Origin of the sequence: Legionella lytica, assembly GCF_044626755.1 — a bacterium.
In the GTDB taxonomy this organism is placed as follows: domain Bacteria; phylum Pseudomonadota; class Gammaproteobacteria; order Legionellales; family Legionellaceae; genus Legionella; species Legionella lytica_A.
In genome coordinates this window covers 1698023-1711104 of record NZ_JBGORX010000001.1, presented here as the reverse complement: position 1 = coordinate 1711104, position 13082 = coordinate 1698023, and the positions used below count along the sequence as shown (strand labels likewise).

Genomic DNA, 13082 nt, shown 5'->3' with positions numbered 1-13082 from the left:
ATGAATGCTAAAAAACAATTGATATTTGGTTCGTTCATCTGCTTTGTTGGGGCAGTGTTCTATTGTTATGAATTTATCCTGCGGATCATTCCAGGAGTGTTGCAGGCTGAACTCAGTACTGCGCTGGGGCATATTTCAGCGACTACATTTGGCCAAATATCGGCACTCTACTATTTTGCATATTCACCCATGCAAATGCCGGTGGGGATGCTTATGGATAGATACGGACCTAGAAGGTTGCTTACCTTTGCATGTATTTGCTGTACAGTAGGCTCATGGATGTTTACTTTAACTTCATCCATGTTTTTAGTTGGGGCCGGCCGCTTTTTAGTTGGGTTTGGCTCGTCCTTTGCGTTTGTTGGAGTTTTATCCTTAGCATTGCATTGGCTACCCCGACGTTATTTTTCGCTGGTCGCCGGCTTAATGACTACCCTTGGAATGTTGGGGCTGGTTTATGGTGAAGTAAAAATTACTGAATGGTCGCAACGTGTTGGTTGGGAACAAGTCTTATTGTTCATCGCCATTATTGGTTCTGGCTTGAGTGTTTTGATGTTATTAGTGATACGTGATGGGCCTACAGGCCATCAATCCAATAAACATCCTTTACCTGAATTTTTCCATAATGTTCTTAAAGTTTTAATGGCTCCTGAGGTATGGTTAATTGGTTTTGTGGGGGCTTGTCTTTATACTTCCTTATCAGTATTTGGGGAATTATGGGGTAAGACCTATTTAGAGCAGGCGCATCATTTAACTAAACTTGAGGCTGCGAGGACCGTATCTTCGGTATTCTTAGGCTGGGCGGTTGGTGCCCCAATAGCAGGTTACCTTTCTGACCGTACGGGAAGAAGACTATTGCCTTTGGTAGTGGGAGCAATTCTTTCGTTAATTTGTATTAGCTTAGTATTGTACATGCCTGGATTATCTTATACGTCACTGAATATCCTATTGTTCTTGTATGGTGTATTTAGTGCGACAGAAATCATTGTATTTATCATGGCTAAAGAATGTAGTGGGGCTCAGTTATCAGGTACTGTCTTTGCTGCGACGAATATGATTGTGACTTTAGGAGGCGTTGTTTTCCAACCCTTAGTTGGTAAGTTATTAGATTCCTTTGGTGACAGTGGTATCGTTGGCGGTGAGCACATTTATACGGTTGTGGACTATCAAGTAGCCTTATCGATATTACCGATTTCCCTTTTATTCGTTACTATTCTTGCGTTCTTTATTAAAGATCATTCCGCTAATTAAAGCATAGCCTGCTTGCAAGCAAGCAGGCTATGCTTTTATCCCTTAACTAAAAATAGCCAATAACTCTTTAACTGGTCGGCGTAATTCTGTTCGACAATTGATATACCGCGATACAGGAAAGCTTTTAATATGGGCTTTACGGTAATGATAGCGGGTAAATTCGGTATCATGATTGGATAAGATAACCGGAATGCCTTTGGCCGCAGTTTCTTTGGCCAACTCAGTCAACTCAATTTGATCCTCTGTAGTAAATAGCTTTTGGTTATAAGGTAAGAGCTTTGTTTTTTCTGAAAGCGGCACATAAGGTGGATCACAGTAAATTACATCACCGCGCTCTGCTTGCTCAAACGTTTGTCGAAAATCCTGATGAACAAATTGGGTGCTTTGGCATTTTTCATGAAACAGTTGCATTTCTTTACAGGGGAAATACGGTCGGGTATAAAGCCCAAAGGGAACGTTATATATTCCTTGGGAGTTATAACGACAAAGCCCATTATAGCCATGGCGATTTAGGTATAGGAATAAAGCTGCTCGTTGCGAGGAATAGGACGCTTGATTAAACTCGCCGCGGAAGGGATAATATTTTTCTTTGCAATTAAATTCAGGGATAAAATAGTTGCGGCACAACTCAATAAATTCGTCACCTTCCTGCTGCAAATAGGTAAAAAGATGCACTAAATCCAAATTACTTTCTGCTAATACATAAGACGAATAAGCTGTATTCATAAAGATAACCCCTGAGCCAGCGAAGGGTTCAATTAAACGCTTACCGGGAGGTAGAAAGGGGATAATTTTATCCAGACAATTATATTTACTACCTGCCCACTTTAGAAAAGGTCTTATTTTGATCATAATTTTATGGGGGATTAATTCAGAAGCAAGTATTGCTCATTTTGGAGAAAAAAAACAGGAATTTTATCCCGTGGCTTAATGTTTTTTTTAACCAGGTTTAAAGCTTTTAAGTTACTTAGTGTAAAGCGCTCTATTTTTGCTTTGCAGCCATACAACTAATCCTTCATAAAAGCGGTTCTCCTCCAAGGAAAAAACACACGAAGTGCTTTTTATGCGCATTTGATGTATAATTTAGTCTGTCGCTTGGGTTTGGAGATTACCAATTATGCATTTGATTGTTTATTTTTGTGGCACTGGTGATACGGGTTATACATTTTCCAGAGATCATGCAACTTATGCTGATGAATTAAAAGAGAACAATACCTATACCTTAGTAGTCAATGGTTGTCACCATCCCGAAGTATGCAATGACGGCACTATGCCTAATTTAGAGGCCTTCACTAATCGTTTCATTAAAACCGTATTTAAGAAGAACGAGCGCGGTGAACTCGTTTTAAGCAAACCAAATTCTACCGAACTTGCGCAACTTGGAGTGGGTATTCAAGAGCCGAGGAATCTATGGGTATTTGATTATGCAACGAATGAAGCAGTACAAATTCCTCCTCACCAAGAATTAACACCCTCCCAACAATACATGCGCACTGCAGATAGCAGATATAAGGCAAAACCTGATAATAGTTTTGAAGATATGGATGAAGCCATTGAGAGCATCACTTTTGCAGGTTACAGCCGTGGGGCCGTAACCTGCTTTAATGCTGCCCGAGCAAAAGAGCAACAGTTTCCCGATGTGGATGTACCCGTACGTATCGTTGCGGATCAGCCCGTACCCGGGACCGCGTATGCACTTCCAGGGACTAATGCCGCCAGAATTGCGGATTGCAGTGATTTGAAACAAGTAAAAAGAGTTGATTTAACCATTGCCGCCTACACTGGTGTTAATGCACTCAATGGAATTGTAGGTAAACTAAAACAGCTCATACATAATATATTTTTTTCCCAAATTATCCCTAAATTACCCAAAGAGCAATGTAAGCTCAATCTTATGGTGATGCCTCGTGCTAATCATTGGGAAGGACAGCTGAACGGCTCGCAGCATTTACATATGAATTTAACCCAACAATTAGTCGATGAAAAATTGCTTAATCCTTATGTTGCGGTGCAAAAAAGACGGGTAGTGATGGACTATTACCGTTTAAATAAACCATTATTTCCTAAGGCGGCTGAGGTACAAGGCACATTTGGAGCTACTGTTGCTGAGATGTATGATAATATTGACCCAAGTTATCTTACTGCATTAGAGCCTAAAGAATATCAAGAGTTTTTATATAAATGGTGGCAAGCCCAAGAAACTAAGGCCTCGTATTTTTCTACTCAATTAACCAAAGAATTAGATGCAGCGATCAAAGATACACCCGGGACAAGCTTATTAGATATTTTTAGAAAAGCCGATACGTGGCTTTTGATGAAAGAAGGACTTGGTAGTTCTCGATATGAGCAAGTAATAAAATTAAGAGAAAAGGTGCGTGCTGTTTTAATAAAAACGGTGGATATGGACGAACAGTTAAATGATATTCATAAAGAAGCTGTTCATTCCACACGCTATTTTCAACAACGATGGCAACGAGAAAGTAGTGCCGCATCTTGGTTTAAGACTAATGATACCGTGCAATTGGGCAAAGCGTTTACTGAGCATGCTAATGCACGTGAGCCGAGTAAAGAGAATGATGAAAAATTACTGGCGGCAATTGATAAATGGTTGGTGGTTAAGATGCCCATTAAAGGAGACTTGAAAAGCAAAAGCAGTCGTTTTGATTTGGTTCAGGGAATTAGGGAACGCTTAGTAGCGGAAATTCAACAATATCCTCAGCACAAATTAACGGATGAATTGATGGTTAATCTAAGGTGAGTACTACCTAAGCTGGGCTGCTATACGGCCCAGCAATCGCTATTATTGGTTATTCCCAGCACCTCGTTCCAATGCTTCATTAGGGTCTTCGTCAATACGCTTGGCAATGTCCTCTGCTGTTTTGGAGAACATACCCAAGGTAGAATATATTCCTTGAGCAATACGCGTTCCTGCAAGGCTACTTAGAAATTTAAATACCCTATCTTCAGGTGGAAATGTAGAATGAGCCAAGGTTTTTAATTGAGCCATTTGTTGATTTGTATTTTTACCATTAAAGAGAATGTCTAATGCTCCCTCATGGAATTTCCTAATCGCTTCTTTTTCTTGAGGTTCTCGTGCGTGATTCATTCTATCGACGGCATAATTATGTATTTGATTGATTAAATGACATTCCCTTGTGAATTTTTCTTGATCTTTGATAAATTTTACTTCATCGCTATGAAATTTTTTCTCATTAGTTGTTCTTTCTTTTTCTTTCGGTGGGGGAGCAAGCTGTTCCACCCGATGAACCAATTTCACCAGTAAGCTTTCCGTTTGACGGGAAAAATCAATTTCTCCGTAAAAACTAATATTATCGCGCTCGAAAATTATGTTCATAATATGAGATACATTGGCGCTGGGAACCTTATTATTTATTATATTGTGAACTTGGATACGCGCATTGTCATGATTCAGCGTGTCCATAGAGAGTGTTTTACCGCCAAAGCCATATTCTGGTTTTGGCGTTGCCAGGGGTTTATTTTTTAATTCTTCTATCAGGCGCTCAGCTAGCTCGGCTTGTTCTTGATAATGTTTTTTGATGTTTACTAAGGTTTCTTCATCCTCCGCATTTTGTGCATGTACTTTGCCGAAGTTAGGGTTTTTTATCAGCTCTCCTTCATAGATAAATTGGACTGGTGTAAATGCATCTTCAAATGCTGATAAGCGTTTACACAAGATGGCCCCGATAATATTTTCGGTTTGTACTTGTTGGGTCATTGCTTCATAAGCCCACAAGCCAAACCCTGCGGCGATATTGTCTTTGCTGATCTCTCGAGTGATATTATCGGTTTGGTGCGTTTGCAATGAGTGCGTATCCACCGTCATACCCGCTATTTGTTGGGGAGAGAGGTTATTGGTTTCTATGCGCATTGAACCATCTGTTCCTGCATATTCAATTTTGGTTTCTGGAGGAAGTGCGACGAGATAAACATACGAGTATTGATTTGGTTGGATTGATGTAGGAAAAAATGGGGCTACGTGCGGATGGGACGTAAAACATACGGCTTTCTCTTGATTGATTCCTGTACATGAACGGCTGTCACCATCAGTGATGTTGCCTAAATTATCTTTAGAACTTACCGATTCAATTGCATTGAAATACCATTCGGGATCGCTGGTCATGTGCCTGGGAGTGAATCCATGCCTGAATATGGTGCCCGGGGGGCGACTATCCCCGCGGAAATAAATTTTATCTTCATCAGAATAGACTCTGCCATTAGTACACTCAACGTGATTACTCATATTTTCATTAGACATTATTAAAACTCTTAAAATAGATGCCCTTAAGATTAGTGTAGTACATTAGGACGCACTGAGCTTTTTTTAAACGACCGGTTGATAAAAAACCATGCTAACCGGAACACTGGGGCGAAATTATATTTACACGATGAGCGGGGGCAGCTAAAATTGATTTTTGAAACAAAAATCAAATGAGGCTAAAATGAATCAACGTGGCGGCAAAAGAGCTGGTTCTGGTAGGCCTGTGGGGCAAGGTAAATATGGAGCGGAACCTACCAAGACTATACGGGTACCTATTTTTCGTATTGCTGAAATCCATGAGTTATTAAATAACGAATCTAAAAGCCATGCCGTGCCCGTTTATTCCAGTAAGGTGCAAGCGGGTTTTCCTTCTCCGGGAGATGACTACATCGAGCGATACTTAGATTTAAACCAACAATTAATAAAACATCCTGCCGCGACCTTTATTGTAATTGCTACCGGTGATTCAATGACGGATGCCGGTATTCATTCGGGTGATATGCTGGTTGTTGATAAAAGCCTCGAGGCGCAGAATGGGGCAATTGTGATTGCGGCATTAAATGGGGAATTAACAGTTAAGCGTTTATCTAAAGCATTCAATAAGGTTCAGTTGCTCCCCGCAAATCCCCGCTATAAGGCAATTGATATTACTGAGGGCCAGGATCTGGTGATTTGGGGCGTGGTAACGCATGTCATTCATAGCTTTATATAGGCTCGATTGCAGAGGCTTTATCTTATGTTTGCTCTAATTGATTGCAATAATTTTTATGCCTCCTGTGAGCGTCTTTTTAGGCCAGATTTGCGCTATAAGCCGATACTTGTACTTTCAAACAATGATGGCTGTGTGATCGCACGCTCTAATGAAGCGAAGGCATTAGGAATTGCTATGGGAGTACCGTATTTTAAGGTTAAAGCGCTGTGTCAACGAGCAGGGGTGCATGTCTTCTCATCGAATTTTGCTTTATACGGTGATTTATCTCATCGCGTGATGACAACGATTGAGCAGGAGTGGCCGGAAGTTGAAATTTACTCAATTGATGAAGCTTTTCTAAACTTAAGTAGTCTTCCTATAGAGCGGCATGAGGCTTTTTGCGCAGACCTCCAGCGAAAAATTTTAAAGGATACTGGTATTCCTACCTCTATTGGCATGGGCAAAAGCAAGACCTTGGCTAAGGCCGCTAATTATTTATGCAAGAAAACACTAAAAGTACCTACATTTAATTTAGTGCATGCAGACGCATGGTTAAAGCAAATTCCTATAGAAGAGGTCTGGGGTGTTGGTAGGAAATGGAGTAAGAAATTTATCCAACAAGGTATTTATACCGCTTATGATTTGTCTGTAATGGATATAAATTTATTAAAAATGCGCTTTAATGTGATGATCATACGTACGGCTATGGAATTACGTGGTATTTCTTGTGGGGATTTTGGACGAGATGAATCCAGGCAAAGTATTTTATCTTCTAAGAGCTTTGGTTCCTTGCAATCGGAATATGCAGCGGTGGCAGAATCTTTAAGTAGTCATTGTGCTCGCGCGGTTGAGAAACTGCGAGAGCAGAATTCTTTAGTACAGCAAATGTCAGTGTTCGTACAAACAAATCGATTTCGTGATGATTTAGCTCAGCATTTCCAATCTATTGAATTGCGCTTTCCTTATCCCACGGATGATGTGCGCACCATTACCCATTTAGCAAAACAGGGTTTATTGCGAATTTTTAAGGCAGGGCATTATTATAAAAAAACAGGTGTTTGTTTGGAGTTGTTATTGCCTAAAGCATCTGCTCAAATGGATTTATTCCATCAGCCTAGTGAGGAGAGTTTACAAAAATCTGAGGATCTGATGTTGGTTCTCGATAAAATTAATCGGCGTTTTGGCCGCCATACTCTTCATCTCGCGGCAGAAGGGAGCACTAAGCCATGGGATTCGCGCATGCAATTGCGTTCGCCCCGTTATACCACTCAATGGTCGGAATTGCTTAAGGTGAATAATGGAACCTAGGTGGAGTTCACCCTGAATGGGTTGGGGTTGTAAGTCCCGCAGTTGAATCGAATACATTTGCTGGGCCCCTACATGCTTAAGAATGCTTCGGTGGGGGGCTCTGACTCAAGCTCTGCCAGGAGATTTTTTTGCAGGGAATCCACTGCCGTTAATGTTTTTTTTAGTACAGAAGACAATGGGCTTAGGGTTAGAGTATTCCAAATAGGATGTTTTCTTGCAAAAAGAGCATTTGCTTTGTCTATTAGGTTGGATGTTTTTTGATGAAAATCGATTAGTTCATCCAGGCTTGTCGCACGTAATAACTGCCCCAAGAGAAGCTTATACTCTTCTTTTAATGCGATTTCTTTTTTTGAAATGGGGTTTGGAGGATTATTGGCATAATCATTGAAATACCTTTCTAAGGTAGGGCTCACCTGATTAAGCATGCGCGCAAAGAACATGCGTTGCGTGATCTGCATGAATGCCTCATTAACATTCTTTTTTTTAAGTCCCGAGGTTTCTAAAGATGCAATTTCGAGTTTTTGTGCCACTTGTTGAACTTGCTCTTGGGTGACCATGCGCTTTTGAGCTAAATCTGTTTTACAAGCGATGAGCATGATGGGGAGATTCGGTTGTACTTCCCGCAGGCTTTCGACGTAATTGTTTACTCTTGTCAATGAAAATGGATTGGTTACATCAAAGCAGACTAGGGCGCCATGGGTTTCTGGGAGGTATCTTTTTACCAGAGGCCAAAGCTTTAGGTCTCCCCCAGCATCCCAAATTCTTAAATCAATGGGCTGGTTAAACAGAACGATGGGGCATATTTTTTGGTCAACGCCGCAGGTTGCATAATAGCAATCAGGGTCAAGCTCCTTGACAAATTTTTGCACCAAAGTTGTTTTGCCAACGGCGCGATCACCAAGGAGCAGGAGCTTAAAAAAACGATGCTGTTCTTGCTTTTGCTGCATAGTACACCTCACACATTTTATGGGGGCGATTTTTTAGCGAGCAATAACCGCCGCAGTCATTCGCACAATGCACGTTTTTTTCCCGGCCTCGTTATAAATAATAACTTCCCAAACTTGAGTCGTTTTGCCGATATGAATGGGGGTGGTCACCGCGGTAACAATGCCTTCTTTGACGGCACGCAAATGATTGGCATTAATTTCCAGCCCGACACAGTAGTAGTGTTGTAAATCAACAACGCCATTCGCCGCAGTACTGGCAATGGTTTCAGCTAAGGCAACATTTGCTCCGCCATGTAAAAGACCAAGCGGTTGTTTGGTCCGTTCAGTTACTGGCATGGTGGCCTTTAAAAAATTATCTCCTAGTTCAATGAATTGAATACCAAGAAATTCAGACATGGTGTTTTTCCCAAATTCATTCAACTTTTCGAGAGAAACTTCTTTAAACCAAATAGCCATTTTGATCTCCTTTCTTCCTTAAGATAAGATAAACTGTATTATAGATAAAACCAATAAGAATATTTTATGAATAATCAATCGTGCATGCGTTGCTTTGTTTCAGGTAAGGTGCAAGGGGTTTGGTATCGCGCCTCGACAAAAGAACAAGCAATACACTTGGGAATTAATGGTTGGGCTCGCAATTTGCCCGATGGTCGAGTGGAGGTTTTTGCTTGCGGAGCGCAGGACAAGTTGGAGCAGTTGTATCTTTGGCTGCAGAAAGGACCACGCTTGGCTCTGGTGAATGACTGTTCTCGGGAGGATTTGCCTTGGGAGGAGTGTGAGGGGTTTGATACTTTTTAAGTGAGGGATCAGGCTACGTCATCCAATACCGTGAGGGCTCTCCTGAAGAGGGTAGCAATTAGCACGAGCCTTATTCAGGAGTTCTTTAATTAACGTAAAGCAATTCCGGCAATATCCACGAAATAGACATTTTGGCTGGCTAAGCCGATTTCATGTTTATTGATAATAAACCATAGTGCTTTTTGGGTCTGATAGATATTGCGGATAGAAAAGCCATTATCCCAGCAGGAGTCCGGTTTTTGTTTTAAGGTTAATTTGCTAACACCATTGAACCAAAACTCCAGATCTATTGAATTGGGGTTCTCTGAGCAATATTCAGAGGGAATGCTTTTTACCATGAATTTTTTAGTACCCCCATTGATAATATCAACCCAACCGGCAACTGATTCAGAGCGATTATCCGTAATCGCCATATGGGCTTCGGAGATGTATTGGTTTTCTATATCAATTTCATATTCTTTTAAAACAGAATTGTTTTTTTCCAGCAGATGGTCTACCAAATCGGCCAGTTCTTTTTCTCCACCGTCCATCCGATAAGCACCATCTTGGAATAAGGGTTCTTCAACGCCTGCTTTTTTTATGATTAAGCTTGCAAATGGAGCATGTGAGGAGGGGCCAAAATGGGTCAGCATAAATGCCGCGACAGTACCTTCTCGCGTGGTGCCAACAAGCGCGTAGCGGGCGATTGATGGGGGCACAGCATAAGCGTGATTAATTAAGAGAAATAAAACCAATAATAAATAAAATCGTATCACTTGAATCATATATCATCCATAACTGATTATCCTACGTAGCCAACCCTGAATTTTAGCCATTATCGCTCTGAGGTCAAGAGCAGTGTTTCCCTATCATTATCCAAAAAATAAACATTTGTCTATAATTAACTCATAATGATTGGGGGTATTTGATAGATGACCCAAGGATGGTGGAGGCATATACCATCATTAAGAAAACCAATGAGTTTCTACGCAGAATGCCAATCGCTTTAGGATAATATTGTTATGGACTCAAATTTTCTCACTCTATTTTTGGGCTTTATTGAGGGATTTGGTTTAATTATTTCCCCATGTATTTTACCGATTTTACCTGTATTTCTTGCTACCTCATTAACAGGCTCAAAAAAGCGACCTGTGGGTATGATCCTTGGTTTTACTTTCTTTTTTGCCCTATTAATTTTTTTTTCGCGTCAATTAGTACATTATTTAGGAATTAATTTTGAGCTCTTGCGTACTCTTGGTTACTTTGTTCTAGTGCTCTTAGGTTTGATTATGCTTTCGGATTACCTCACCGAGCAATTCAGCAGGGTTACCCAAAAATTTGCTCAGGCAGGCTCTGCTTTTTCTTCTTTGAATAAGGCTGAGGGGGGCTTTTTAAATGGGATTCTATTGGGTGGATTGATCGCCCTAATCTGGACTCCTTGCGCAGGTCCCATTCTCGCTGCGATTATTGTACAGACGGTGGTGCAAAAAACGACGCTATTGAGCTTTTTCACTTTACTCGCTTTTGCGTTAGGGGCTGTTATTCCCATGTTCATTATTTCTCTTTATGGGAAAAAAATAATAAGTACCTTTACTTTTTTTAAAACACGCACAGCTTTGTTCCGGAAAGTACTAGGGGCCATTGTGATTGCCAGCGTGGTGTATATGGTCTATTTCGAAAATACCTCCACATCATCGATTACTGTTCAGACGGGAATTAAAACGTCTAATGCGTTAATTAATGGCCTATGGCGCCCATATCCTGCCCCTCCGATTGAGGGAATTACTTCGTGGGTTAACTCTGCTCCTTTGAAGTTAAATGATTTGCAGGGAAAGGTGGTGTTGGTTGATTTCTGGACCTATTCTTGTATCAATTGTTTACGCACTTTGCCCTATGTTAAAGCCTGGCATGACCGATATCATGACAAAGGGCTGGTTATTATTGGAATACACACCCCTGAATTTGATTTTGAAAAGGATATAGGTAATGTCCGTGCGGCAGTTCAACGCAATGATATCTTGTATCCGGTAGCACTTGATAATCAATACGATACATGGATTAACTTTAAAAATCATTATTGGCCTGCCCACTATTTAATAAATAAAAAAGGTGAGGTGGTGTATGAGCATTTTGGTGAGGGAGATTATGACATCACCGAAAATAATATTCGTTATCTATTAGGTATTAACGACTTGACTACCTTAAAAAATGGCCTTGCGCAAACGAGCCCTGCATCGCAAACCCCAGAAACTTATTTAGGATATGAGCGCGCAGATCCTAATTTTAGTCCTAAACTAATACATGATAAGGTTTTTCAATATCAATTTCCGTTGCAATTAGCCGAGAATAGTTGGGCTTTAGATGGAGCATGGCTAGCCAATGCAGACAGTATTACCGCGACAAACGCAGCGGCCGTGTTGAAAATACACTTTAATGCTCGTAAGGTATTTTTAGTGATGGGAACGAGTACTGGCAAAGCAATTAAAGTGAAGGTAGTGCTTAATCATAAGCGGGTAAAAAATATTTTAGTTGATAAATATTCAATTTATGAGGCACTAAGCCAAGCACGATTTTCTAGCGGGGATTTGGAAATTATTGCTACAGAACCGGGTATTAAAATATATACGTTTACGTTTGGTAATTGATTTTAAGGAAGATGCTTATGCCTCATATGAAAGTTAATGATATTTCTATGTATTATGAAATTCATGGCCAGGGAGAGCCTATTGTATTTATAGGTGGATTTACCGCAGATCATGTTGTGTGGAGCGCGACCCTAGGCTATTTCAAGGACTACCAGGTTATTTTATTTGACAATCGAGGGGCAGGGCAAACAGATGCCCCTGGTGGGCCATACAGCATTGAGCAAATGGCGGACGATGTTGCCGCATTATGTGAATCATTAGGGATTTTGCGTGCGCATTTTGTGGGTAACTCCATGGGCGGCTTTATTTTACAAACATTGATGATGCGTCATCGCGACTTGGTCAAATCCGCGACCATCACTAATTCAGTTTTGAGTCCGCGTGCTCCTTTTCAAATTTATCTGGAGGCACTACGGGAGCTACGAAAAAGCAACGTCTCTGAAGAAGTATTAATCAAAATTGCCTGCAGTTGGTTTTTCTCATATCAGTTTATCGTGCAGCCTGGGATGCTCGAAGTATTAACGCAGATGGGTATGAAAAACCCCTATCCAATTACGGAGAAAGGCTTTGAGGGGCAGTATGCTGCTTTAGATAAATTTGATTCCAGTCTATGGGCGCAGAAAATTAATGTACCGACTTTGGTATTAGCAGGAGATCAAGATTTGGTCTTTAGGGAAAGTTTGGTAAAACAGCTTGCTGCTAATATTCCTAATGCCCGCTATTACTGTTTTGCGGATTGTGGTCATTTGCCCCAAATAGAATATCCAGAAAAATTTGCTGAATTTGTGGATATTTTTATTAAAAGCTTGGATTAAAAGAGGTGCCGCGAGGTAGTTAAACTGGTAACATAAAGGAGCTACCTTGGCCAAATTCCCGCGAGAGCCAGAATTTACTCGATGCATTCAACTATATCTTCTGCTTCCCCTATGTATCTTGGCAAAGTTTTGATTTTTATTTGCTTATCTTATTGATTTAAAAATTAATTTAAAATGGTTTGACGTGTATGGTCCAATACTAAGGTGTTTTTTATGGTATTACTTGAGCTTATTATTTAAAGCTCAGAGATTAGCACTTTGGCCATCATTTGCGACTTTACTATTCTTGATGGAGAGGGCAATTCTGTGCTTGCTCTGGTAAAAGCAACTCTACAGGCAGAGAAGAAAATTTAATGACGCAATTTTCCTACA

12 protein-coding genes are annotated in these 13082 nt (G+C 40.6%); 7 read left to right on the top strand and 5 right to left on the bottom strand.

Going from position 1 to position 13082, the window contains the following annotated elements; all coding sequences use genetic code 11:
• Positions 1-1248, top strand: a complete 1248-nt coding sequence (locus ACD661_RS07205) for an MFS transporter (protein ID WP_400187150.1) — start codon at positions 1-3, stop codon at positions 1246-1248.
• A gap of 42 nt (positions 1249-1290) precedes the next feature.
• Here ACD661_RS07205 and ACD661_RS07200 read toward each other — a convergent pair whose 3' ends face one another.
• Positions 1291-2100, bottom strand: coding sequence for a DNA adenine methylase (locus ACD661_RS07200; RefSeq protein ID WP_400187149.1), 810 nt, complete (start codon positions 2098-2100; stop codon positions 1291-1293).
• Between the two features lie 265 nt (positions 2101-2365).
• Between ACD661_RS07200 and ACD661_RS07195 the strand changes: the two genes are divergently transcribed.
• Entirely contained in the window at positions 2366-4006 is a 1641-nt protein-coding gene (locus tag ACD661_RS07195; protein WP_400187148.1) for a hypothetical protein, read from the top strand.
• Between the two features lie 42 nt (positions 4007-4048).
• On the opposite strand, the gene ACD661_RS07190 is transcribed toward ACD661_RS07195, so the two are convergent.
• Positions 4049-5524, bottom strand: a complete 1476-nt coding sequence (locus ACD661_RS07190; RefSeq protein ID WP_400187147.1) for a hypothetical protein — start codon at positions 5522-5524, stop codon at positions 4049-4051.
• A 184-nt stretch (positions 5525-5708) separates the two neighbouring features.
• Here ACD661_RS07190 and ACD661_RS07185 point away from each other — a divergent pair, with 184 nt between their 5' ends.
• A complete protein-coding gene (locus tag ACD661_RS07185; protein WP_400187146.1) occupies positions 5709-6239 on the top strand; it encodes a LexA family protein in 531 nt (176 codons plus the stop codon).
• A 24-nt stretch (positions 6240-6263) separates the two neighbouring features.
• A complete protein-coding gene (locus ACD661_RS07180) occupies positions 6264-7526 on the top strand; it encodes a Y-family DNA polymerase (protein WP_400187145.1) in 1263 nt (420 codons plus the stop codon).
• 68 nt (positions 7527-7594) lie between these two features.
• On the opposite strand, the gene ACD661_RS07175 is transcribed toward ACD661_RS07180, so the two are convergent.
• Both ACD661_RS07175 and ACD661_RS07170 read right to left on the bottom strand, forming a co-directional pair.
• The gene (locus ACD661_RS07175) at positions 7595-8473 is read right to left on the bottom strand and encodes a Rab family GTPase (RefSeq protein WP_400187144.1); all 879 of its coding nucleotides are present in this window, start codon (positions 8471-8473) and stop codon (positions 7595-7597) included.
• A 33-nt stretch (positions 8474-8506) separates the two neighbouring features.
• Positions 8507-8929, bottom strand: a complete 423-nt coding sequence (locus ACD661_RS07170; RefSeq protein WP_400187143.1) for a hotdog fold thioesterase — start codon at positions 8927-8929, stop codon at positions 8507-8509.
• Between the two features lie 66 nt (positions 8930-8995).
• Here ACD661_RS07170 and ACD661_RS07165 point away from each other — a divergent pair, with 66 nt between their 5' ends.
• A complete protein-coding gene (locus tag ACD661_RS07165) occupies positions 8996-9271 on the top strand; it encodes an acylphosphatase (RefSeq protein ID WP_400187142.1) in 276 nt (91 codons plus the stop codon).
• A gap of 89 nt (positions 9272-9360) precedes the next feature.
• On the opposite strand, the gene ACD661_RS07160 is transcribed toward ACD661_RS07165, so the two are convergent.
• Positions 9361-10035 (bottom strand): hypothetical protein, encoded by a 675-nt coding sequence (locus ACD661_RS07160; protein WP_400187141.1) that lies wholly within the window; start codon positions 10033-10035, stop codon positions 9361-9363.
• Positions 10036-10272: 237 nt separating this feature from the next.
• On the opposite strand from ACD661_RS07160, the gene ACD661_RS07155 reads away from it, so the two are divergent.
• Positions 10273-11895 carry a cytochrome c biogenesis protein DipZ gene (locus tag ACD661_RS07155; protein WP_400187140.1) on the top strand — a complete coding sequence of 541 codons (1623 nt, stop codon included), beginning with the start codon at positions 10273-10275 and terminating at the stop codon, positions 11893-11895.
• A gap of 17 nt (positions 11896-11912) precedes the next feature.
• Positions 11913-12710, top strand: coding sequence for an alpha/beta fold hydrolase (locus ACD661_RS07150; protein WP_400187139.1), 798 nt, complete (start codon positions 11913-11915; stop codon positions 12708-12710).
• Positions 12711-13082 lie beyond the last annotated feature (372 nt).

What these genes read in the sequence shown, in the direction of transcription:
- ACD661_RS07170 (WP_400187143.1), bottom strand. Translation starts at nt 8,929, where the DNA reads ATGGCTATTTGGTTTAAAGAAGTTTCTCTCGAAAAGTTGAATGAATTT.
- ACD661_RS07180 (WP_400187145.1), top strand. Translation starts at nt 6,264, where the DNA reads ATGTTTGCTCTAATTGATTGCAATAATTTTTATGCCTCCTGTGAGCGT.
- ACD661_RS07175 (WP_400187144.1), bottom strand. Translation starts at nt 8,473, where the DNA reads ATGCAGCAAAAGCAAGAACAGCATCGTTTTTTTAAGCTCCTGCTCCTT.
- ACD661_RS07190 (WP_400187147.1), bottom strand. Translation starts at nt 5,524, where the DNA reads ATGTCTAATGAAAATATGAGTAATCACGTTGAGTGTACTAATGGCAGA.
- ACD661_RS07160 (WP_400187141.1), bottom strand. Translation starts at nt 10,035, where the DNA reads ATGATTCAAGTGATACGATTTTATTTATTATTGGTTTTATTTCTCTTA.
- ACD661_RS07150 (WP_400187139.1), top strand. Translation starts at nt 11,913, where the DNA reads ATGCCTCATATGAAAGTTAATGATATTTCTATGTATTATGAAATTCAT.
- ACD661_RS07205 (WP_400187150.1), top strand. Translation starts at nt 1, where the DNA reads ATGAATGCTAAAAAACAATTGATATTTGGTTCGTTCATCTGCTTTGTT.
- ACD661_RS07185 (WP_400187146.1), top strand. Translation starts at nt 5,709, where the DNA reads ATGAATCAACGTGGCGGCAAAAGAGCTGGTTCTGGTAGGCCTGTGGGG.
- ACD661_RS07165 (WP_400187142.1), top strand. Translation starts at nt 8,996, where the DNA reads ATGAATAATCAATCGTGCATGCGTTGCTTTGTTTCAGGTAAGGTGCAA.
- ACD661_RS07155 (WP_400187140.1), top strand. Translation starts at nt 10,273, where the DNA reads ATGGACTCAAATTTTCTCACTCTATTTTTGGGCTTTATTGAGGGATTT.
- ACD661_RS07200 (WP_400187149.1), bottom strand. Translation starts at nt 2,100, where the DNA reads ATGATCAAAATAAGACCTTTTCTAAAGTGGGCAGGTAGTAAATATAAT.
- ACD661_RS07195 (WP_400187148.1), top strand. Translation starts at nt 2,366, where the DNA reads ATGCATTTGATTGTTTATTTTTGTGGCACTGGTGATACGGGTTATACA.